At 69.2% G+C, this 19,804-nt stretch carries 23 protein-coding genes; 7 read left to right on the top strand and 16 right to left on the bottom strand.

All coding sequences use genetic code 11. The annotated features are described in order from the left end of the window. Nucleotides 1-18 precede the first annotated feature (18 nt). From AB0C30_RS46225 to AB0C30_RS46255, 7 genes are all read right to left on the bottom strand, one after another. Complete coding sequence (locus AB0C30_RS46225; RefSeq protein WP_357956265.1) at nucleotides 19-1,791, bottom strand: cellulase family glycosylhydrolase; 1,773 nt, start codon at nucleotides 1,789-1,791, stop codon at nucleotides 19-21. Nucleotides 1,792-1,967: 176 nt separating this feature from the next. Beyond that, nucleotides 1,968-2,939: an L-histidine N(alpha)-methyltransferase gene (gene egtD, locus AB0C30_RS46230; protein WP_357956268.1), complete on the bottom strand. Its 972-nt coding sequence runs from the start codon at nucleotides 2,937-2,939 to the stop codon at nucleotides 1,968-1,970. 18 nt (nucleotides 2,940-2,957) lie between these two features. Next, the gene (gene egtC, locus AB0C30_RS46235; protein WP_357956270.1) at nucleotides 2,958-3,662 is read right to left on the bottom strand and encodes an ergothioneine biosynthesis protein EgtC; all 705 of its coding nucleotides are present in this window, start codon (nucleotides 3,660-3,662) and stop codon (nucleotides 2,958-2,960) included. A gap of 1 nt (nucleotide 3,663) precedes the next feature. After that, a complete protein-coding gene (egtB, locus tag AB0C30_RS46240; protein ID WP_357956273.1) occupies nucleotides 3,664-4,956 on the bottom strand; it encodes an ergothioneine biosynthesis protein EgtB in 1,293 nt (430 codons plus the stop codon). Next, nucleotides 4,953-6,158 carry an ergothioneine biosynthesis glutamate--cysteine ligase EgtA gene (gene egtA / locus AB0C30_RS46245; protein WP_357956276.1) on the bottom strand — a complete coding sequence of 402 codons (1,206 nt, stop codon included), beginning with the start codon at nucleotides 6,156-6,158 and terminating at the stop codon, nucleotides 4,953-4,955. Before egtA ends, egtB begins: the two co-directional genes overlap by 4 nt. 149 nt (nucleotides 6,159-6,307) lie before the next feature. Then, nucleotides 6,308-6,547 carry a zf-HC2 domain-containing protein gene (locus AB0C30_RS46250; protein ID WP_357956278.1) on the bottom strand — a complete coding sequence of 80 codons (240 nt, stop codon included), beginning with the start codon at nucleotides 6,545-6,547 and terminating at the stop codon, nucleotides 6,308-6,310. 69 nt (nucleotides 6,548-6,616) lie between these two features. After that, nucleotides 6,617-7,255: a sigma-70 family RNA polymerase sigma factor gene (locus tag AB0C30_RS46255; RefSeq protein WP_357956280.1), complete on the bottom strand. Its 639-nt coding sequence runs from the start codon at nucleotides 7,253-7,255 to the stop codon at nucleotides 6,617-6,619. Nucleotides 7,256-7,427: 172 nt separating this feature from the next. Here AB0C30_RS46255 and AB0C30_RS46260 point away from each other — a divergent pair, with 172 nt between their 5' ends. Beyond that, on the top strand, nucleotides 7,428-8,024 hold the full coding sequence (locus AB0C30_RS46260; RefSeq protein ID WP_357956283.1) for an NUDIX domain-containing protein: 597 nt from the start codon (nucleotides 7,428-7,430) through the stop codon (nucleotides 8,022-8,024). A gap of 91 nt (nucleotides 8,025-8,115) precedes the next feature. Here the strand turns inward: AB0C30_RS46260 and AB0C30_RS46265 are convergent, their stop codons facing one another. Further along, complete coding sequence (locus AB0C30_RS46265; protein WP_357956286.1) at nucleotides 8,116-8,463, bottom strand: hypothetical protein; 348 nt, start codon at nucleotides 8,461-8,463, stop codon at nucleotides 8,116-8,118. A 137-nt stretch (nucleotides 8,464-8,600) separates the two neighbouring features. On the opposite strand from AB0C30_RS46265, the gene AB0C30_RS46270 reads away from it, so the two are divergent. Then, entirely contained in the window at nucleotides 8,601-9,935 is a 1,335-nt protein-coding gene (locus tag AB0C30_RS46270; RefSeq protein WP_357956289.1) for a hypothetical protein, read from the top strand. A gap of 64 nt (nucleotides 9,936-9,999) precedes the next feature. Here the strand turns inward: AB0C30_RS46270 and AB0C30_RS46275 are convergent, their stop codons facing one another. The 4 genes from AB0C30_RS46275 to AB0C30_RS46290 all read right to left on the bottom strand — a co-directional run bounded on the left by AB0C30_RS46275 (nucleotide 10,000) and on the right by AB0C30_RS46290 (nucleotide 12,660). Next, on the bottom strand, nucleotides 10,000-10,290 hold the full coding sequence (locus AB0C30_RS46275) for a hypothetical protein (RefSeq protein ID WP_357956291.1): 291 nt from the start codon (nucleotides 10,288-10,290) through the stop codon (nucleotides 10,000-10,002). A 186-nt stretch (nucleotides 10,291-10,476) separates the two neighbouring features. Continuing rightward, nucleotides 10,477-10,797 carry a cyclic-phosphate processing receiver domain-containing protein gene (locus AB0C30_RS46280; RefSeq protein ID WP_357956293.1) on the bottom strand — a complete coding sequence of 107 codons (321 nt, stop codon included), beginning with the start codon at nucleotides 10,795-10,797 and terminating at the stop codon, nucleotides 10,477-10,479. Then, nucleotides 10,797-11,279, bottom strand: a complete 483-nt coding sequence (locus tag AB0C30_RS46285; RefSeq protein ID WP_357956294.1) for an NUDIX domain-containing protein — start codon at nucleotides 11,277-11,279, stop codon at nucleotides 10,797-10,799. Before AB0C30_RS46285 ends, AB0C30_RS46280 begins: the two co-directional genes overlap by 1 nt. Nucleotides 11,280-11,292: 13 nt before the next feature. Continuing rightward, entirely contained in the window at nucleotides 11,293-12,660 is a 1,368-nt protein-coding gene (locus AB0C30_RS46290; RefSeq protein ID WP_357956297.1) for a tetratricopeptide repeat protein, read from the bottom strand. Nucleotides 12,661-12,794: 134 nt separating this feature from the next. On the opposite strand from AB0C30_RS46290, the gene AB0C30_RS46295 reads away from it, so the two are divergent. The 3 genes from AB0C30_RS46295 (at nucleotide 12,795) to AB0C30_RS46305 (ending at nucleotide 14,242) form a co-directional block, all read left to right on the top strand. Beyond that, on the top strand, nucleotides 12,795-13,091 hold the full coding sequence (locus AB0C30_RS46295; RefSeq protein WP_357956300.1) for a hypothetical protein: 297 nt from the start codon (nucleotides 12,795-12,797) through the stop codon (nucleotides 13,089-13,091). A 227-nt stretch (nucleotides 13,092-13,318) separates the two neighbouring features. Further along, a complete protein-coding gene (locus AB0C30_RS46300; RefSeq protein WP_357956302.1) occupies nucleotides 13,319-13,855 on the top strand; it encodes a hypothetical protein in 537 nt (178 codons plus the stop codon). Between the two features lie 168 nt (nucleotides 13,856-14,023). After that, nucleotides 14,024-14,242 (top strand): hypothetical protein, encoded by a 219-nt coding sequence (locus tag AB0C30_RS46305; RefSeq protein ID WP_357956304.1) that lies wholly within the window; start codon nucleotides 14,024-14,026, stop codon nucleotides 14,240-14,242. 71 nt (nucleotides 14,243-14,313) lie between these two features. Here AB0C30_RS46305 and AB0C30_RS46310 read toward each other — a convergent pair whose 3' ends face one another. The 4 genes from AB0C30_RS46310 to AB0C30_RS46325 are packed head-to-tail and all read right to left on the bottom strand — an operon-like array spanning nucleotide 14,314 to nucleotide 18,105. Then, nucleotides 14,314-16,557 carry a heavy metal translocating P-type ATPase gene (locus AB0C30_RS46310; RefSeq protein WP_357956305.1) on the bottom strand — a complete coding sequence of 748 codons (2,244 nt, stop codon included), beginning with the start codon at nucleotides 16,555-16,557 and terminating at the stop codon, nucleotides 14,314-14,316. Nucleotides 16,558-16,617: 60 nt separating this feature from the next. After that, the gene (locus tag AB0C30_RS46315; RefSeq protein WP_357956307.1) at nucleotides 16,618-17,592 is read right to left on the bottom strand and encodes a hypothetical protein; all 975 of its coding nucleotides are present in this window, start codon (nucleotides 17,590-17,592) and stop codon (nucleotides 16,618-16,620) included. Then, nucleotides 17,589-17,801, bottom strand: a complete 213-nt coding sequence (locus tag AB0C30_RS46320; protein ID WP_357956308.1) for a cation transporter — start codon at nucleotides 17,799-17,801, stop codon at nucleotides 17,589-17,591. The genes AB0C30_RS46315 and AB0C30_RS46320 overlap by 4 nt, the downstream gene beginning before the upstream one ends. A gap of 22 nt (nucleotides 17,802-17,823) precedes the next feature. Next, complete coding sequence (locus AB0C30_RS46325) at nucleotides 17,824-18,105, bottom strand: metal-sensitive transcriptional regulator (protein WP_357956311.1); 282 nt, start codon at nucleotides 18,103-18,105, stop codon at nucleotides 17,824-17,826. A 237-nt stretch (nucleotides 18,106-18,342) separates the two neighbouring features. Here AB0C30_RS46325 and AB0C30_RS46330 point away from each other — a divergent pair, with 237 nt between their 5' ends. Both AB0C30_RS46330 and AB0C30_RS46335 read left to right on the top strand, forming a co-directional pair. Continuing rightward, the gene (locus AB0C30_RS46330) at nucleotides 18,343-18,501 is read left to right on the top strand and encodes a hypothetical protein (protein WP_357956313.1); all 159 of its coding nucleotides are present in this window, start codon (nucleotides 18,343-18,345) and stop codon (nucleotides 18,499-18,501) included. Nucleotides 18,502-18,629: 128 nt separating this feature from the next. Continuing rightward, on the top strand, nucleotides 18,630-19,804 hold a 1,175-nt coding region (locus AB0C30_RS46335; RefSeq protein ID WP_357956316.1), incomplete at its 3' end, for an MFS transporter.

Genomic DNA, 19,804 nt, shown 5'->3' on the forward strand with positions numbered 1-19,804 from the left:
GGGCCCGGTCGAGTGCTGCTACGAGAGGGGGTTCTGGGTGAGCAGGTGTGCCTTGAAGCCCTCGCCGTACGTGCTGGTGGGCGTGCCGTTGTAGTCGGTGATGAGCACGTTGCCCTGGCTGCAGCCCCATGGGTTCCAGGTCCAGGCCGTGTACCCGACGCCTTGCGCGTCGGCCCAGCTCATCACCTGGTCGATGTAGTCGTGCGCGCAGGAGTTCTGGCCGATCTCACCGGCCTGCACCGGCACCTGGGCCGCGACGGCGCCGACCTGGCTGTTCCAGCAGGCGGTGTTGGAGCAGGTGTTGAAGTTGTAGGTGTGCCAGGCGGCCATCAGGTTGCCGGTCGGATCGGTCGGCTTGTACGTCAGCCACTGGCTCAGGTCGTTGGACCAGGCCAGCCCGCCGAGCATGATCACATTGGTGGCGCCGGTGGCGCGCACCGTGTTGACCAGCGACTGCATGCCGGCCACCTGGTAGCCGATGCCGGTGCAGGTGCCGCCGTCGCGCCAGCACTTCCAGCCGGCGGTCGCGTCCCAGTTCGCGGCCGCGTCCGGGTAGGGCTCGTTGAACAGGTCGAAGACGACCGCGTTGTTGCCCTTGAAGGCATTGGCGACCCCGGTCCAGAACGTCGGGGCGTACTGGGCGTCGGGCATCGGCTTCTGGCAGGTCGCCGTGGTGTCGGAGCAACCGGCGCCCTGACCGGTGTACAGGCCGTAGTTCCAGTGCATCTCCACGATCGGCGTGATGCCGTTGGCGACCAGCAGGTTCACGTAGTCCTTGACGTTCTGCTGGTACGCGGGGCCGCTGGGGGTGCCGTTGGTGCCGTTCCAGCACTCTTCGTTCAGCGGGATCCGGACCGTGCGGATGTTCCACGCCTTCATCGCGTCGACCGAGGCCTGATCCACCGGGCCGCTGTCCCACATGCCCTTGCCCTGTACGCAGGCGAACTCGCCGCTGGCCCGGTTGACGCCCAGCATGCGGTAGGTGGCGCCGGCAGCGGTGACCAGCCGGTTCCCCGAGACGTGCAGCGCGGGCGCCGCGCCTCCCGTACCGCCGTCGTTGTCGGCCTCGGTGGCGTTCACCGTCACCGATGTCAAGCCGCTGGATGCCACGGTGATCGGCCGGGTGCCGTTCGTGGTGTCGCTGTCCTCCGAGGCGCTCAACGTCACCGTCTGCGGGGTGTTCCAGTTGGCCGTGGTGAAGGTCAGGGAGGCTCCCCCGGTCACGGTGATGTTGGTGTCACCGCTGCCCGCCGTACTGGTGACCGTCACGTTGCCGGTCGGCTGCGAGCGCAGGCGGACCGTGTAGCCGCCGGTCCCGCCCTCGGGCACGCTCACGCTGGTGGCGGAGACCATCAGCGCCTGTTGCGTCCCTCCGGCGCCGGTTCCCGTGCAGGAGACGCTGGGGTTGGTGTTGGCGCCACCGGTGTACGTGCCGTTGAAGCCGAGACTCCAGGTCGCCCCGGCGGCCTTGGCGGCGTTGTAGGAGACCGGGTTGACGGTGATGGCCGCACCCGCCGGGGTGGGGGTCGCCGGAGTGGGCACGCCCTCCCACATCTGGGTGATCACCTGGTTGTTGGGAAAGTCAAAGCTCAGCGTCCAGCTGGTCAACGCGTCGCCGGTGTTGGTCACCGCGATGGTGGCGCCGAACGCGCTGCCGTTGTCCCAGCTCTTGGTGTAGGTGGCCGAACACGACACGGCGGCGTCGGCCGCGCTCTGGACGGTGGCGAGGCCGAATCCGGCCAGCACCACAGCGGCGGCGGCCGTCAAGGCCTTGCGTAACACGATCGGCATGAGAGCCCTCCGTGACGAAACCGATGGACACCGCTCTCTTGAAGCGGCCAAGCTCCGACACTTGGGAGCGCTCCCAACGATCTGCCGCCCTGATTCGCCTCGCAAGAGCCTCCCCACGCCTCAGCGCATGGCACCTACGCCGACCTTGGGCAAGGCCGACGACGCTGCTGAAACTTTCAGCTGGGCTCGGCCAGGACCAGGGTGAAGTCCCCGGCCGGGTCCGTGTAGCGACGGCGCACCTTGAAGCCCGCCCCCACGAGCTCCGCCCACAGCCCCTCTGGCCGGAACTTCGCGCTGATCTCCGTCCGTATCTCCTCCCCCTCCGCGAAGTCGGTGACCAGCCGCAGCCCGCCGATCCGCACCCGCATGTCGCGGCTTGCCCGCAGCCGCATCTCGATCCACTCCTGCCGCTCGTCGTACAGCGCCACGTGCTCGAACGCCTCCGAGTCGAAGTCCGCCTCCAGTTCCCGGTTGATCACCCGCAGCACGTTCCTGTTGAAGGCGGCCGTCACCCCGGCCGGGTCGTCATAGGCCGCCACCAGCCGCTCGGTGTCCTTCACCAGGTCCGCCCCCAGCAGGAACGTGTCCCCGGGCTGGAGCGTGGCCCGCAGGTCTTTCATGAACACCTCGCGGGCGGCTGGTTCGAGGTTGCCGATCGTGCCGCCGAGGAAGGCCACCATCCGCCTTCCGGTACGCGGCAGCAGCGCCAGATGGCGCTCGAAGTCGGCGCACACCGCCTTCACCCGCAGCCCGGGGAAGCGCCCGGCCAGCCGGTGCGCCGCCTCCGTGAGGGTGACCGCGTCGACGTCCACCGGCGTGTAGACACGCGCGGCGAGCGCCTCCAGCAGCAGAACGGTCTTCTCGCTGGTGCCCGAGCCCAGCTCGACCAGCGTGTCCGCGCCGCTGGCGGCGGCCAGGTCCGCGGCCCGCGCGCGCAGGATGGCCAGCTCGCGCCGGGTCGGGTAATACTCGGGCAACCGGGTGATGCGGGAGAACAACTCGCTGCCCGCGGCGTCGTAGAACCACTTGGGCGGCAGCCACTTGGGCACGGCCGTCAGCCCGGCCCTGACATCGTGTTCGAGCGCCTGGCGCAGATAGTCGCGGTCAAGATAGTTGATCACCTGCACGGTCGACTGGCTGACAGGCACGATGCCTCCTGAAGTGGATTACAACGGCTGGACGCGTACGTCGTCGCGGGTGACGGTGAGCAGGCTGCGCTCGGGTACGGCCTGCCATCCGGGCAGGTCGTCGAGCGGCTCGCTGGCCACCAGCACGCCGTCGTGGAGTCGGTGATGGAAGAGGGTGTCGCCCCAGACGGTCGCGGCGATCGACGCGCCGTCGCAGGCGAGCAGGTTCAGGCGGGCGCCGGGGTCCTTCTCCCCGGCGCGGACGACCACCTCGGCGAGCGCCTCGCCCAGGCCAAGCCCGGCGTGCCCGCGCTGGAACACGGCCGCGGCGACCCAGGCGGCGTCGCACGCGCTTTCCGCGCTGTCGGCCAGATCTCTGACCGCGTCCCGCTCGACGCGCCCGTTGTGGCTGAGCAGCCACCGCCCGTCGGTGAACGGCGCGGTGGCACTCTCCTCGATCGGCATGCCGACGGTGGCCGAGCGTACGGCCGCCAGCAGGCAGGTCGAGCGGGCGATCCGGGCGAGTCCGGGCAGGTTGGCGTCGGCCCACATGGGGATGGCACGGCGATAGCGCACCGGGGCCGGACTCTGCTCGTACCAGCCCATGCCGTACCCGTCGGCGTTGATCATGCCGAAACGCTGCCGCCGCGGCGCGTACGACTGCTTCAACAGCCCATGGTCCGGCTCGTTGATGAGCGCGGCGAGCGGGCGGGCGGCGCCCAGCCAGGCCGCGTGCCTGCACACGTTAGACCAGCTCCGAACGGGCGCAGCGGAAGCCGCTGAAGATCTGCCGGCGGATCGGGTAGTCCCAGTTCCTGAACGTGGTCCGCACCGCCGCCGGATCGGCCGCCCAGGAGCCGCCGCGCAGCACCCGGTACTCCTCGCCGAAGAACACCTCGCTGTACTCCTTGTACGGGAAGCTGCGGAAACCGGGGTAGGGCTGGAACCAGGAGGCGGTCCATTCCCAGACATCTCCCACCATCTGCTCGGCCCCGTAAGGGCTGGCCGCGGCCGGGTAGGCGCCCAACGGCGCGGGATGGGCGGCGCGATGCCCGAGGTTCGCCCGCTCGGCGCCTGGGGCGTCCTCACCCCAGGGGTACCGGCGCGCCTTCCCGGAGCGAGCGTCCCAGCCGCAGGCCTTCTCCCATTCGGCCTCGGTGGGCAGCCGCTTGCCCGCCCAGCGGGCATAGGCGTCGGCCTCGTACCAGGACACGTGCTGGACCGGCTCGTCCATCGGGACCGGCTCGGTACGGCCGAAACGGGTACGCCACCAGGCGCCCCCGTCCCTGACCCAGAACAGCGGGGCGAAGACGCCGCTCCGCTGCCGCCACTGCCAGCCCTCCGCGGACCACCAGCGCGAGTCGTCGTAGCCGCCGTCCTCGATGAACGCCGCGTAGGCGCGGTTGCCGACAGGCAGCCGGTCGATCGAGTACGCGGGCAGGTCCACCCGGTGCGCCGGCCGCTCGTTGTCGTACGCCCAGGGCAGCGTGTCGGTACCCATGAGGAAGGAGCCCGCGGGCACGAAGACCTCTTCCGGACCCTCGCTCCGGCCCGGTGGAAGGTCACCGTCGCGCACCAGCCCGGGTTGCCCGGACAGCTGCAGGGTGGCGAGCATGGTCTCGTCGTGCTGATGCTCGTGCTGGATCACCAGGCCGAACACGAAGCCGTCGCGGTGCAGCGGGGCGGGCCCGTCCAGGTCGATCGCGTCGAGCACGTCGAGCACCCGCCCGCGTACGCCCTCGATGTAGCGGCGGGCCTCGGCCGGACCCAGGAAGGGCAGACTGGGGCGATCCTTGCGCGGTGTCTTGAACGCGTCGTAGATGTCGTCGATCTCGGGCCGGAGCGGGTCGATGCCCCCGGCCTCACGCAGCACCCAGAGCTCCTCGTAGTTGCCCACGTGCGCCAGGTCCCAGACCAGCGGCGACATCAGCGGGGAGTGCTGGCGTACCAGCAGGTCGTCCTCCGCGGCCGTGTAGGTGAGTGACCGGTCGCGCACCGCGATGAGCTCGGCCGCGATACGTTCCTTGATGTCGTTCATTCCCATCCTTCGTCGCTCGGCCAGTTCGGGAGATCCAGCAGGTAGGAGGCCGGTGAGCGGCCCGCGCTCACGTGCCGGTCGGCGAACGCGGCCACCTCGCCGACCAGGCCGGGACCCGCGCCGCAGCGCGGCAGCGCCTCCAGCGCGGCGCGGAAGCACTCCTCGGCGGCCCGGCGCAGGCGCGGGTCGGCCAGCCCGCACCGCGCCGCCACCCCCCAGAGCCGTCGGTACGGCTCCGCGGCGGCCATCGCGGCGTCAGCGGCGCGGTCGTCGGTGATGAGGGCATGGGTCACGGCCACACAGACCGGCCAGATCGCCGGGTGCTGGGCGTCGAGGTAGCGGATCTCCAGCCAGCCCCGGGGCCGCACTGGTGGAAACAGCGTCGTGGCGTGGTAGGCCAGGTCCTCGGCGGTGGGCCGCCGCCGGCCGTCGGCGTTCAGCCAGTCGCGGAAGCTGGAGCCGTCACGGACGGTGCGATAGCTCTGCTCGTCCTCCCGTACCAGCATGAGCCGGGCATCCAGCAGGTATTCGGCCCAGTCCGCGGCGGGATCGTCCGAGGCGGGGACGGGCGAGGTTCTGGTGCGGTCGAGGTGATCCCAGACGGCCTGGCGGCCCGACATCCAGCCGCACGGCCGGCCATCGCGCAGCGGCGAGTTGGCGAAGGCCGCCATCAGCACGGGGCCGAGCGCGTGCGCCCGTTCCCAGCGCGCCGCCGGCCGCTCGCCCAGGTCCAGGTTGACCTGGATCGACGCGGTCGAGCACATCATGAGCTGTCCGTACGGCACGCCGAGGAACTCGGCCATCGCGTCGTACCGGGGTAGGCGCAGCTGGCGCCGGGCCGGCCGTACAGGATCGAGACCGACACCGGCCAGCACCAGCCCCGACGCCCGCAGGGCGGCGCGCACGGCGGCCACGTCGGCGGCCAGGCGGGCCAGCGACTCCGGCAGCGGGCCCGTCGGGCCGGACAGTTCGAGCTGCCCGCCCGGTTCGAAGGTCAACCGGCTGCCACCGGGCAGCTCGGGCATGGCCCGCTCGATCCTGGCCAGCGGGACATGCCTCGTTGCCGCCGTACGGTCGAAGATCAGGAATTCCAGCTCCACGCCCACCAGGTCCGCGGCGGCGGGACAAAAGCAGCGACGCGCGAAGTCCACCACCTCCGAGGCGTCCTGCAACGGCGGACTCTCGGCCGTAAGCCCGATCATCGTTTCCCCTTCGCGTGGCGCATGGGTCTCTGATGGTCCAGCGGTCCACCGCAGGCAACGGTGGCCCCATCTACAGACCCACGAACCGCGCGAGCGTTACACACGGAATTCGGGTAATTGGATGAGCGGTCACATGGGGGGCTCGCGCCTCATGGCCGCCGGCGCTCGCGGAACGCGGACATGAGCCGATCGCGCACGTCGGCGGAGAGTTTCTCCGGGGGCGGGTCGCCCAGGGCGACGATGGTCGCGCGGAACTGTTCTAAGTAGCGGCCGCACCCCTCGCAGCCGGTCAGGTGGGCGTGCACACCCTCGCGCTCGGGCGGATCGAGGGCGTCGTCAAGGTAGGCGGTGAGGAGTCCCACCAGCTCGCCGCATGTGAAGCGCTTCACGACGTTGACCGCCCTCGTCTGCTGAATGAACCGTTTCACCTATTGTGCCGCCGCACGGAGCGGATGAGGTCAGTCCGGCTGTCTCGCGAACTCGAAGTAGTCCGCCAGCCACCCGCGCACCGCGACGCGGGCGCGATGCAACAGGACCCGCTGGTTGGCGGCGGAGATCTTCATGATCTCGCACACCTCGTCGGAGGTGCAGCCCTCCACGTCCCGCAGCGTGATCACGGTCCGCTGCCGGGGCGGCAGCCTGGCCAGTACCTCGCCGATCAGGCCGCGCACCTCCGAGGCCAGCACCTCTTTCTCGGGCGTCGGCCATGCCGCGGGCGGATCCCGCCAACCGCCAGGCGGCACCGGGTCGAGGCTCTGGCCCGCGATCGCGCCGCCGTCGTCCTTGACGGCGCTCCACGGCAGCGTGCGCCTCTCGCGTACGCCGCGTTTCTTCGCCGCGTTGACCAGTATGCGGAAAATCCACGTCTTGACCGACGAACGGCCCTCGAAGTCGTCGATCCCGCCGATCACCGCCAGCCAGGTGTCCTGGACGACCTCTTCCGCGGCGTGGTCGGTGGGCACGTACGACCTGGCCACCCGGAGCATGCCCCGGGACCAGGTGTCGAGCAGCGCCGCGAACATCGCCTCATCGCCCGCGCGCAGGGCCGGAACGATGACGTCATCCGAAGGCAACTCTCCGCCCGCGAAAGACCCCACGATCGCTTCCCTCCGGTCAGACGTCGGGACATCAATGACATCCAGGTCGAACCGACCCCGGCCTTTACCAGGCTAATCTCCCCCGCCGACGTCCATGCGCCCGGGATGCCGGGTCATCCCCGTGCGTATGCTCGAAGGAGCGAGTCCCCGGCGAATCGGTGAGGAGCGTCCCATGAGTCGGTCGGAAAGGCTGCTCTACGCGGCGAATGGGGTTGATCTTCGCGTCGTGGACCTCGAACTGACCGACGGCGGGCACGTGGAGCAACCCTTCGTCCGCACACCGCAGGCCGCCGGAGCGGTGGTCTTTCACGCCGGGCGCGCTCTGCTGCTGTGGCGGCACCGCCCGGTCACCGACACGTGGGGGTGGGAGATCCCGCTCGGCGAGATCGGCCCGGACGAGGACCCGGAGAGGGCCGCGGCCCGTCTCGTGGAGGAGCAGACCGGCTGGCGGCCCGGTCCCCTGATGCCGCTGATCCGGATCCGCACCGCCGAGGACGTCGCGGACAGCGACCACGTGATCTTCGTCGCCTACCAGGCCACCCCCGTCGCCACGCCGACCGACGACCAGACTGCGCCGGTCGGCGAAAAGGCTGACGAACGGGCTGACGAACGGGCTGACGAACGGGCTGACGAACGAGAGCGGGCCGAATGGCTGCCGGTGCTGGGCATCCAGCGGCTGATCAGCGAGCAGGCCATCACGTCCGCGACCACGGCGGCGGCCCTGCTCCATCTCCTGGCCGACCTCCTGCAGGCCCGTACGTCACATTAGAGCAGCCAGGAACGCCAAAACCCCTGGTCAGCAATGACCTGGGGGGTCGGCGTCACCTGGCCTGACTCCCTGGATGTCGGCGTGTGACCCTTCATGCCCGGACGAGGGTGACGGCGTGACCGCGCGGGCTGGTGACCTGTTCGATGGCGCTGCGCTCCAGAAGGTGTGGGGCGGTGGGCCGGCGGTCGAAGACGATGAGGGTGTCGTGGCTCAGGTCGAGGCGATCGAGGTAACCGTCGAGCTGGTGCAGGCCGTCTTCGACGGGGTCGGGCTGTCTGGGTTGATGAACCTTGAATTCGATGTCCTCCCACTGCCAGCAGCGCTTGCCATCGGCGTCTGTGTAGGGCCATTGGACGCAGATGTCGATGCGCCCACGACCCAGGGCGTACTCACGGTCGATCACACCGCCGCCGTTGACCACCCGATGCAGCCAAGCCATGAAGATCAGGTGACAGGCGGCCTCGTGATAGGTCTCGCGGCTTTGCAGGATCTCGCCGTTGCGCCGCCAGAAGGTGAGGAACCCCTGCAGGATCGCGGGCCTGGAAACTGTCGTAGGCCGGTGACACTCTGTTGTCCATGGCACGCGGTCTGGGCATGAAGAAGGTGCGCGAGGAGCTCGGCCTCGCCGTCTGGGAAGTCGAGCTCGCGGTCGAGACCAGCCTGCTCCGCCGCCTGCCGGACCGCACATTCGACCCCGTCTCGGTCAACGCGGCGAAGGCGGACACCGAGCGCTTCCAACGCCTGCTCGCCGCCGAACATCGCTGTAACGCCACCCAGGCGGCGATCAGGCTGGGCATTTCACCTCAACGTTTCAAACGCCTCGCCGACCGACTGGCGCCCGTCGCCGTCGATGAGATCCAGAAGTACGGCCGGACACTCACCATCCGCTACTACCGCGCCGCCGACATCGACGCGCTCGCCGACCTCGTCCGGGCCGACACCGAACTGCGCGCCGCGGCCCGGGCCCTTTCGCGGTCCGAAGCAGCGCGCAAGGCAGCGGCGACCCGCAAGCTCAACAAGGAGAGGGCGGTGGCAGCACGGGCCCTGCTGAAACGGGCCATGCCCTGTCACGACGGAGACCCGATCCAGGTGCTCGTCTGGGCGGCCGCGCTCATGGAGGCTTCCGGCACCAGACCGGGTCCGCTTCGTCGCCTCGCCTATCTTCATGACCCTCGTATCACCGAACTCCTCGCGACGCTCCGCACGGCCCGGCTCTCCCGCCCTGACCTCGATGCCATGCTCGGCTCGCTCCTTCCCCTCGCAACCGAGGCGGTCACCCTGCTGACCGCGCCAACGGATGCCCTCGGCGTGCCTGTTGATGCGTTCCCCGCCGATTTTCCGCGCCTTGGCGACCACCTGTTCGCTCCGGCCCTGCGTGAGCTGCTTTCCGCACCACCGGCCTGGTTCCTGCACGCCCGAGCCGATGAGGAGCTACGCCGAGCCGCCCAAGCGGCGGCAAGCCGTGCCGTGGCGGACGCGTCCCGGCGCCAAAGCGCCGAGCAGGCAGCCGTCGACGCGGCCATCCGCGCAGCCACCAGGCTCTCCGACGCATCGGTGGCCGAGCTGTTCAGCCTGCCGGTCGATGTGATCCGGCAGGTGCGCCCCAGTAGCGGCCGCTGGTCGGCCCAGCATGTGGCAGGTTTGCTGCGAAATCCGCCGCCCTGGCTCCGGTCGGAGAGCGCAGCCCTAGCCGAGGTCGAGCGCCGCCGCCGCAAGGCTCAAACCCGCGTGGAACGCAGGGCTCAACGTGGACTCGCCTGGCGTCGTCGTTGGGCGGAGGCGTTGGGCATACCGCTCGAAAGGGTTCCGCAGTCTGCTGGACGGCCCACCGCAAAAGCAATCTCGGCCGCGCGGGACAGGCCACCTCCCTGGGCACAGCCAGGCCGGTCGGTAAATCGAGGAGGAGGGTGAGGTGGCTGGGCCTGATCACTGGGATCTGGTCCCCCTGGGACAGCCCCTGAGTGGGCTGGGGCCTTCAGCGGAACTCGTGAACGACCTCGATCGGCCCGACGATGTGAGCGTTGAAGGCGTCGAGATCCTCGGCGGGAACCCATAGCTCCAGGATCGTTTGGCCACCGGCCTGCTGGACCGGGTAGCGCGAAAGGAACTCAGATTCGACCTCGAAGCGGGTGACGAACCCGGCACCATCGTGCTTGACGTTCCAGTCCCGGGCGATCTTGATCGCGTAGTCCTCGTTGAGAACCGGGTAGAAGATCGGCTGCTCGGTCAGGCGCGGCGGCCACGCCCGCCAGTTCAGGGCTCGCACGAGCTCCAGCTCCTTCGGGCCGGTCGGACGCCAGAGGGTCGTCGTTGCGCTTCCACCGGACACGAGCGCTGCCCCCTTCCAGAGGTGATCAATCGATCGCAAGGTCAGGACGGTGGACGATACCGGGCGCAGAGGACTGGGCCAACCTGGTTTTCACGACGCTGGCAAGCGGGCGGCTCCGTCGATTCAGGCGACTGCTCGTCGGACTCGGTAGTCCCACCGTGTAAGGACGCGGACGACCGTCTCCGCACCGATCGGGTTGGCGCTGTGGACGAAGATCGCTCCGATATGGAAGGGCTGCCCGTTGAAGGCCGCCTCCTCCAGGAGCGTCACGACAGGCATGATGCTGTCGTCGCCGCCCAGGTCGTGGTCGAGCCAGAGTTCGTCGATGAAGCCGTCGCGGTGTTCCTGGAGAAGCCGGATGCCCTCCTTGCTGGTGCGGGCGACCTGTGAAGCTCTGGGCAGCGGCCGCAGGTCATCGATGCCGAGGATGAGCGATTCCGACATCAGAAGCCTTCGGTGGTCACCATGGGACCGCTGTTGAGGTAGTTGATCAGTGCGGTCCGGGTGGTCGACACGAATGCCTCGGGCACTTCGTCGACCGGATGCCACGCGACGTCACCGTGGTTGTGTGGTTCGGCGTTGAAGGGGTCGCCGCTCCATTCGCTGGCGACGAAGACGACGGTGACGAAGCCGTTCGGTGCTTCGACGCCCCAGGCGCAGTGGATCAGACCGGCCACGCGGAGGTCGGCGGGGTCTACAACCAGGCCGGTTTCCTCCTTGAGTTCGCGGACTGCGGTCTGGGTGATCACTTCGCCCTTACCGGCTTTGCCGACGGGGAGGTCCCAATGGTCAGGGGCGAACTTCGCCTGGCGTCCTCGCCGGATGAGCAGTACCCGTCTCTGCTCCTGGTCGTGGATGATGACGGCGGCAACGAGGAGGGTGTGCGCTTCGAGTGCGGGGGGCAGTGCGGTGCCGGGCATGGGCATGGGTGCGATCCTTTCATGCGGCGGTGGCCGCATGCCGGATGCGTTGTTCCAGTAGGGCTGCTCCAGGGACGCCTCGGTGTTTGTAGACGGCGAGGGTCGGGCGGATTCCCGCCAGGGCGGTCCTGCTGCGGCCCGACGCCATCCCTTCGGCGAGGTCGAGTGCCTGGCTCCAGGCTCCGATCGCTTCGTCGGCTCGTGCTTGGACGGCGAGGCAGTCGCCGAGGTCCATGTGAGTGAGTAGATGGACGCGCGGGTAGGCGGCGGGGTCCCAGGAGGTGAACGCCGCCCGGTGGCGAGCCTCGGTGCCGAGGTGATCACCGATCTCGGTCAGGGTTCTCGCGGTGTGGGAGTCGACGGTTCCCGAGGCCGGTCCCATGAGCAGCGAGTACGAGGGCTGCGGATCTCCGGAACGACTCAGTGCGTCTTCTGCCGCGAGAAGTGCTCGTGCGGCGCCGGCCTTCTCCCCGAGTGCCGCGTTCGACCTTGCGTGCGTGATGTGTAGGAGCGCCTTGGTCGCGCCGTCGCAGCGACCTTCGGCTCGCTTGAGAGCGGCTTCGATGAGATCTCGGCTGTGGTGGCGTTCCGTCAAGCTGAGTGCTTGGTGGGCGATCGCTCGCATCATCCAGGCGGCGTGGGCGCCGGGGTCGGCTTCGATGGCGAGTTGGAAGCCGGTGAGGTAATACCGCTGGGCCGCGCCTTCGTGGCTGAGGTCGTGGTGTTTCCATCCGAGTAGCCAGGCAAGTTCGGCTGCGGCGCTGAATGCGTCGCGTCGTGTTGCTTCGTCGGTGAAGCGTCCCGACAGTATGGGGGCGACGGTGTCGGAAAGGTAGGCCGCGACGGTGGACAGCCCGTGTCCGCCGCCGAGGCGTTCGTCGGCCGCGCCGAACGCCTTGGTGATCTGCCGGACGACAACTACCTCGGCCGCTCCGACTCGGGACAGTCCTGTGCGCGCCCGGAGGAGCCTGCTCACTGCCTCGGCGTCGTAGTCGAGGGGCATTCTCACGTGGGCGGCGGTGTAGACGGCCGTAGCGAGATAGCGCCTGTTCTCGACATCGGTTCGGCCGAGAAGGGTCGCGGTCTCGATGGGCTCTGTACCCTCGAGCGCTGGCGGTTCATCGGCGAAGAACCCGAGTTGCTGGCGGGTCACCGGACGCCCGGCGCGGCGCGAGAGTGCTTCGACGAGGTAGCCGATGGTGCGTTCACCCGGCTCGATGCCCGCCACCCAGTGCGCGATGGCCGACTTGTTGGTGCGCAGCGCTTCGCCGTTCTCCGCAGCGACACGCACGACGGCGCGAGCAACTCCCTCATAGCCCAGGCCGGAAGCCGAGATCATCTCCCGCAGCCGGTCATTCGGGGAGCGCTGGCCAGGGGGCCTCGCCATCGGAACTCCCTATGGATAAACCGATTAAACGCTCTGCGACTCCTTCGACCATAGCGGTCCTGTTCGTGCGGGGCCACTGTTAGCAGCAACCCCAATACGGAGCGTGAGAACGCGTCCGCGGAAGGAGTCGACTGATGACCGCTCAGACCGGCCTCGACGTCGTCACAGGTGTGGAGCGAAAGCATCCGAGGGACCTCGTCCCCGAGCTCCTCGGGGAGCACCTCGTCTCCTCGAACGGAGGAACCCAAGTGTCCACTGCCATCCACGACAAGATCAGTGTCGAGCTGCCCGAGACGTTCGACCCGCGCTGGAACCGCATCCCCGGCATCACCGTGGATGGTCACCGCGTCACCCTCGACCCCGAGGCTCCCGTTCGCCCCCGCCATCCACACGCCTCAGGGGGCGGTCCGATCCTCCTAGGCGGGTGCTAAAGGTGACACCTCCGCGCCGCTACCGGGGCCGAGCAACATCGGCAGTGACGATCGCCCCTTCCCGGGGTGAGACGTCAGGGAGCGGCGCCAGCCGAACGTGGGAGAGAGGCGGCCGGTAAGAGGTGACCACGATGGCGGCGGACCCCATATCGGCGCCTGCTGGAGCGGGCGGAGTCTTGATCTTCCGGCCGCCGCCCGGCGGTCGGCACCCGAACAAGGGAGAACCCATGCACAACACAACCACCGGAGCCTCGGCGAATGCTTGGCGGGCCGCCGCTCCGCCTGGTGTGCTCCGCTACACGTTCGCGGGCGTACCCGAGCAGGTGCGTCGGGCGCGCAAGCTGGTGGAGGAACTGTTCACCGGCACCGGCCGCGAGGACGACGCCGGTCTAGTTGTGAACGAGCTAGCCAACAACAGCGTGCTCTACACGCGTTCGGGGCGGCCGGGGGGCTGGTTCGGCGTGGAGCTGGCCTTCGGGACGCTGGTGCGGGTCGGTGTCGTCGATCTGGGCGGAGCGGGGTGGCTGATCGGAGAGCCCACCCCGTGCTCTCACGAGCCCACCCTGGACGACGATCTCGAAGGCCTGGAGGATCTGGCGGGGGTCGCGCTCAGCGGACGCGGTCTGGCGATCGTGGCGGAGTTGGCGGTGACGACGGGTGCGTGCGGGAGTGACGCGCTCGGCCATTTCGTGTGGGCTGACCTCGCCCTGCCCGACCCGGTCGAGGAGGTGCCGCCTGAGGCGTTGCGGCTCCTGGTGTCTTAGGGGAGGCCCAGCCTGCTGAAATCAGGCTGGCCCTCCTTGAGCGCAAGGATAAGGGCAGGACGGACCCAAGTAGGTTTACGTGATACCCGGAAGGCAAGGTAGTGGCGCAGAAGCCGAGGCATTAGCCCCCCGAATCGCGGACCGAAGTCGTTAAGTACGTTCCTGGACGTGACCGGCGAGAAAGGTCTGGTCGGCGTGAACCCTGACGGGCAGGTGCGGAGCAGCACCGACCCGGGAGCGACCTGGCAGCCAGGGGGACGCCTGCCCATGCGACCCGTCGCCTTCACGGCGGTGTCCGCCGAGCATCTCCTGGCCGCTGCCATGAACGGCATGGTCTACGAGTCGGTGGACAGCGGCGCCACCTTCCGGACCATCTACCAGCCGTAGGCGGCAGCACCACACCGAGCGCATCGAAATGGCTCCGAGCCGCGCTGCTCGGAGCCATTTCGATGCGGTTCTTACTTGAAGCGGCGCAGCCGGAGGCTGTTGCTCACCACGAAGACGCTGGAGAACGCCATCGCGGCGCCGGCGATCATCGGGTTGAGCAGACCCAGCGCCGCCAGCGGAAGGGCGGCCACGTTGTAGGCGAAGGCCCAGAACAGGTTGCCCTTGATGGTGGACAACGTGCGCCGGGACAACCGGATCGCGTCGGCGGCCACCCGCAGGTCGCCGCGTACCAGCGTGAGGTCGCTCGCCTCGATCGCGGCGTCGGTGCCGGTGCCCATCGCCAGCCCGAGGTCGGCCTGGGCCAGCGCGGCGGCGTCGTTGACCCCGTCGCCGACCATGGCCACGACCCGGCCCTCGGCCTGCAGCTTCTTGACCACGTCCACCTTGTCGGCGGGCAGTACCTCGGCGATCACCTCGGCGATGCCCACCTCGGCCGCCACCGTACGGGCCACGGCCTCGTTGTCACCGGTCAGCAGAACCGGCGTGAGACCGAGCGCGCGGAGCTGGGTGATGGCCTCCTGGCTGGTCGACTTGACCACGTCGGCCACCACCAGCACGGCACGGGCCTGTCCGTCCCACCCGACCGCGACGGCCGTGCGACCGGCGGCCTGTGCGGCGTGCAGCTCCCGCTCCAGATCGGCGGGCAGGTGCTGGGACCACTCCTCCAGCAGCCGGGGCCGGCCGACCAGCACCGCGTGACCGTCCACGATGCCCTGCACGCCGAGTCCTTCGACGTTGGCGAAGTCTTCCGGCGTGGGCAGTTCGCCGACCCGGGCCGCGGCGCCCTTGGCGATGGCCCGGGCGATCGGGTGCTCAGAGGCGTGCTCCAGCGCCCCGGCCAGGCGCAGCACCTTGGCCTCGTCCTCGCCATCGGCGACGTGGACATCGGTGAGGGTCATGCGGCCCTCGGTGACCGTGCCGGTCTTGTCCAGCACCACGGTGTCGATCTTGCGGGTGGACTCCAGCACTTCCGGACCCTTGATCAGGATCCCGAGCTGGGCGCCCCGGCCGGTGCCGACCAGCAGGGCGGTCGGCGTGGCCAGGCCGAGCGCGCACGGGCAGGCGATGATCAGCACCGCGACCGCGGCGGTGAAGGCCGCGCCCACGCCGTCGCCGGTGCCCAGCCAGAAGCCGAGCGTGCCGATGGCCAGCGCGATCACGATCGGGACGAAGATGCCGGAGATGCGGTCGGCCAGCCGTTGCACGGCCGCCTTGCCGGTCTGGGCCTCCTCCACCAGCTTGGCCATCTGGGCGAGTTGGGTGTCGGCGCCCACCCGGGTCGCCCGTACGACGAGCCGGCCGCCGGCGTTCACGGTGGCGCCGGTGACCGCGTCGCCCACCCGAACCTCGACCGGCACGGACTCGCCGGTCAGCATGGAGGCGTCGACCGCCGACGTGCCCTCCTCGATGACGCCGTCCGTGGCGATCTTCTCGCCCGGCCGTACGACGAACCGGTCCCCGGCCGTCAGCTGGTCGGCGGGAATCCGGGTCTCCACGCCGTCGCGCAACACCGCGACGTCCTTGGCACCGAGCTCCAGCAGCGCCCGCAACGCCGCCCCGGCCCGCCGCTTGGAGCGGGACTCGAAATAGCGTCCCGCCAGGATGAACGCCGTGACCCCTGCCGCGGCCTCGAGGTAGATGTTGCCGGTGCCGTCGGTGCGCTCAATGGTGAACGCGAACGGGTGCGTCATGCCCGGCGTGCCGGCCGTGCCGAAGAACAGCGCCCACAGCGACCAGCCGAGCGCGGCCAGCGTACCGATCGAGATCAGCGTGTCCATCGTGGCGGCGCCGTGCCGGAGGTTGGTCCAGGCGGCCTTGTGGAAGGGCCAGCCCGCGTACACCACCACCGGCGCGGCCAGCACCAGCGACAGCCACTGCCAGTTGGTGAACTGCAGCGGCGGGATCATCGCCATCGCGATCACGGGCACAGCCAGCACCACGGAGGTGATGAGGCGGTTGCGCAGGGGTCGGAGTTCGTCCTCCGGCTCTTGCGCGACCGCCTGCGCCCCCTCCGTCTTGGGAGGGGCGGGGAGCGCGGCCGTGTAGCCGGTCTTCTCCACCTCCGCGATCAACTGCTGCGGATCCACGCCATCGGGGAAGGTCACCTTCGCCTTCTCCGTGGCGTAGTTGACCGTGGCGGTCACGCCGTCCATCTTGTTCAGCTTGCGCTCGATGCGGTTGGCGCACGAGGCGCAGGTCATGCCGCCGATCGAGAGTTCGACCGCGTTCTGCCGGTCATCGGTGACCGAAGTCATCACCGTGCTCCTTTCTCTCGCTCCGCTCTCTCACTCCGCTCTCTCACTCCGCTCTCTCACTCAGTGGCCGTGGCCATCAGCGCCGTGGCCGCTGGGGGTGGCCGTCGGAGTCGCCTTGGGGAGGGCGGACTGCTCGCCGGCGCCAAGGGTGAAGTCCGCGGTACGGACCTCGCCGTCGTGCTGGAAGTCCAGGAACAGCCGGTAGTCGCCGGTGCTGGGCACCTCGGCGTAGAAGACGATCTCGGGGCCTGCCGGGGTCTTGCCGTCGCCGGGCTCACCGTCCGGGTGGACGTGAAGGTAGGCCAGGTCCTTGGCGCGCAGGGCCACCAGGTGACCGTAGGCGCCGAGGTAGGGCTGCAGGTCGGTGACCGGCTTGCCGTCCTTGGCGACCTTCAACGTGAGCTTGCTCGACTGCCCGGGGGCCAGGTCTCCGTCAAGGGTGACGGTGTATCCGTCGACCGTCGCGGTGCGGCTCTCCCCGGGCAGGGCCTTGGGCTCGTAGTCGCCCGCCGCCGCCAGGTCGGTGCCCAGTGTCAGGGCTTCACCGCCGACCGGTGAGAAGTCGGCGAAGGCTCGGTACGTGCCCGCGTCCGGCAGCGTCAGCTTGACCGACCACACGCCGTTGCCCGCCTCAGTGGGGTGCAGGTGCTGGAAGGTGCCCAGGTCGCGGGAGACCACGATGAAGTGGAGTTTCTTGTCGTGCTCGACCTTGTAGTCGGTGACCGGCTTGCCGTCGGGGCCGGTCACGGTGAACTGGAAGTCTGCGGGCTCACCGGGCTTGAGTGCCTCGGTGAGTGGGACGAGGGTGTAACCGTTCTCGGACACTTGGAGCCCCCCAGGGGTATCGCTTTTGGCCTGCTGGGTGGCGTGCTGGTCGTGACCCGCGCTCGCGCTCGTGGTGGGCGCCGTCATGGCGCGGTGATCCTCGGCCGGGGGCGTCCCGACCGGCCCTACCGCCTTGCCCGCCCCAAGAGCGCCGCCGAAGACGACGGCCAGCCCCAGGACATAGGCGCCGAGCTTGGCTGCGGTGTTCACGACTGATTCGCCACTTCGTATCCGGCTTCCTCGACCGCGGCAACGATCTTCGCCGGGTCAATGGAGTCGTCGCTGTCAACGGTCAGCAGTCCGGTGGCCAGGTCCACCTCGACGTTGGTCACGCCGGCCACTTCGCTGACCTCTTCTTTGACCGAGCTGACGCAGTGGCCGCAGGTCATGCCCTTGACGGTGTAGGTGGCAGTGCTCATATCGGTCTCTCCTCAAGGTCGATCAGGAACGGACAAGTCTGGCGATGGCGTCGGCGGCTTCCTTGACTTTCGCGTCGGCCTCCGGGCCGCCCTTCCGCGTGGCCTCGGCGACGCAGTGGGCCAGGTGCTCCTCCAGCAGCGACAGGGAGAACGACTTCAGCGCACTGGTCGCCGCGGACACCTGAGTGAGGATGTCGATGCAGTATTTGTCGTCTTCGACCATGCGCTGCAGGCCGCGGACCTGCCCCTCGACGCGGCGCAACCGCATCGCGTGATCCTTCTTGGTTCCGCCATATCCGGCCATGTCCGGACCTCCCATCCTTCGTCGCCGGGAACAACACCATACCCCCCTATGGTATTCCGGACAACAGAAGCCCAACAAGGCTGACGAAATCCAGGAGGATGAGATGCCACATGTGATGCGCAGGCCGGGCGTGCTCAGCGGGACCCGACTGGCCGCCTTCCTCGCCGCGGTTCATGTCGTCAACGACGCGACCTGGCTCCGGAGTCACCGGCGACCGCGGCCGGCATGGTCCTGGGCATGTCGGCCGCCCTCGGGGGCGCGCTGTACGTGGCACTCGGCTGGATCCAGGAACTCGTCGAGCTGACGGTGGGCATGGCCATCGATTTCGCCCTGGCGCTTCCATCGGCGGCGATCACCCTCGTCGCGCTTCGACGCCGGCAAGAAGTGGGTCGGTAGCGCTTGACAGATACCCCCCGAGGGTATTCATTAAGCCAGCAATACCCCGAGTCGCACACGAACCCGCCTCTCGCGGAATCGTTTGCGAGTCCGCATACCCTACCCCCGTATGGCATGGAGAACCGCTGATGTCTGCTCCATCTCCCCGGCGATGGGCCGCCCTGGCCCTGATCGCCACCGCCCAGTTCATCGTCATCATGGACACGTCGATCATCGGCGTGGCCCTTCCCCGCATCCAGGAAAGCCTCGGCTTCTCCCAGGAGAACCTGTCGTGGGTCTTCAACGCCTACGTCGTCGCCTTCGGCGGGCTGCTGCTGCTCGGCGGCCGACTGTCCGACCTGTTCGGCGCCCGCCGCGTGTTCGGCGCCGGCTGGGTCATCCTGCTGGCCGGCTCGCTCGTCGCCGGCATCGCCCCCGAGGTGTGGGTGGAGCTGGCCGGCCGCGTGATCCAGGGCGCCGGCGCCGCCCTGATCGCGCCGTCCGCCCTCACCCTGCTCATGATGCTTTTCGGCCACGACCCCCGGGAACTCACCAAGGCCATGGCCCTGTACGGCGCCGCGGCACCGGCGGGCGGCACCGCCGGCGTCTTCCTCGGCGGCGTCATCACCGAATACCTGAGCTGGCCCTGGGTCTTCTACATCAACATCCCCATCGCCATCGTGGTCCTGCTGGCCAACAAGCCGCTGATGCCCGCCGTACAGTCCCAGCGCGGCTCCATCGACGTGGTCGGCGCGCTGACCGTCACCGCCGGCCTCGCCTCCGCCGTGTACGCCATCGTCCGGGCACCTGAGATCGGCTGGGGCTCGGCGCAGACCTGGCTCGTGCTGGTCGGCGCCGTGGCCCTGCTCGGCGGCTTCGTCGCGATCCAGGCCCGCCGCCGCGAGCCGCTGATGCGGCTGTCGATCTTCCGTGCTCCGAACCTCTCCGCCGCCAACCTCACCCAACTGCTGCTCGGCGGCGCGTGGATCCCGATGTGGTTCTTCCTCAACCTCTATCTGCAGCAGGTCCTCGGCTACAGCGCCTTCCCGAGCGGCGCGGCGCTGGTGCCGATGACCGTCCTCATCATGGTCGGCATGATCGTCCTGGCACCCCGCGCGATCGGCCGCTTCGGCCCCAAGGCGACCACCGTGGCCGGCCTGGCCCTGCTCGCCGCAGGTATGGGGTGGCTGTCACTGATCAGCCCGAACGGCAGCTTCGCCACCGACGTGCTGCCCGCCAGCCTCGTCGCCGCCCTCGGCATGTCCCTGGCCTTCATCCCCTCACTCGGCACCGCCATCTCCTCCGCCCGCCCCGAGGAAGGCGG

This window comes from Nonomuraea sp. NPDC048901, assembly GCF_040649695.1.
Classification (GTDB): Bacteria; Actinomycetota; Actinomycetes; order Streptosporangiales; family Streptosporangiaceae; genus Nonomuraea.

Coding starts and splice junctions, on each gene's coding strand:
- AB0C30_RS46295 (WP_357956300.1), top strand. CDS start 12,795: ATGACCGCTCAGACCGGCCTCGACGTCGTCACAGGTGTGGAGCGAAAG.
- egtB (WP_357956273.1), bottom strand. CDS start 4,956: ATGAACGACATCAAGGAACGTATCGCGGCCGAGCTCATCGCGGTGCGC.
- AB0C30_RS46325 (WP_357956311.1), bottom strand. CDS start 18,105: ATGGCCGGATATGGCGGAACCAAGAAGGATCACGCGATGCGGTTGCGC.
- AB0C30_RS46260 (WP_357956283.1), top strand. CDS start 7,428: ATGAGTCGGTCGGAAAGGCTGCTCTACGCGGCGAATGGGGTTGATCTT.
- AB0C30_RS46225 (WP_357956265.1), bottom strand. CDS start 1,791: ATGCCGATCGTGTTACGCAAGGCCTTGACGGCCGCCGCCGCTGTGGTG.
- AB0C30_RS46310 (WP_357956305.1), bottom strand. CDS start 16,557: ATGACTTCGGTCACCGATGACCGGCAGAACGCGGTCGAACTCTCGATC.
- AB0C30_RS46285 (WP_357956294.1), bottom strand. CDS start 11,279: ATGCCCATGCCCGGCACCGCACTGCCCCCCGCACTCGAAGCGCACACC.
- AB0C30_RS46280 (WP_357956293.1), bottom strand. CDS start 10,797: ATGTCGGAATCGCTCATCCTCGGCATCGATGACCTGCGGCCGCTGCCC.
- AB0C30_RS46290 (WP_357956297.1), bottom strand. CDS start 12,660: ATGGCGAGGCCCCCTGGCCAGCGCTCCCCGAATGACCGGCTGCGGGAG.
- AB0C30_RS46265 (WP_357956286.1), bottom strand. CDS start 8,463: ATGGCTTGGCTGCATCGGGTGGTCAACGGCGGCGGTGTGATCGACCGT.
- egtA (WP_357956276.1), bottom strand. CDS start 6,158: ATGATCGGGCTTACGGCCGAGAGTCCGCCGTTGCAGGACGCCTCGGAG.
- AB0C30_RS46270 (WP_357956289.1), top strand. CDS start 8,601: ATGGCACGCGGTCTGGGCATGAAGAAGGTGCGCGAGGAGCTCGGCCTC.
- AB0C30_RS46320 (WP_357956308.1), bottom strand. CDS start 17,801: ATGAGCACTGCCACCTACACCGTCAAGGGCATGACCTGCGGCCACTGC.
- AB0C30_RS46330 (WP_357956313.1), top strand. CDS start 18,343: ATGTCGGCCGCCCTCGGGGGCGCGCTGTACGTGGCACTCGGCTGGATC.
- AB0C30_RS46300 (WP_357956302.1), top strand. CDS start 13,319: ATGCACAACACAACCACCGGAGCCTCGGCGAATGCTTGGCGGGCCGCC.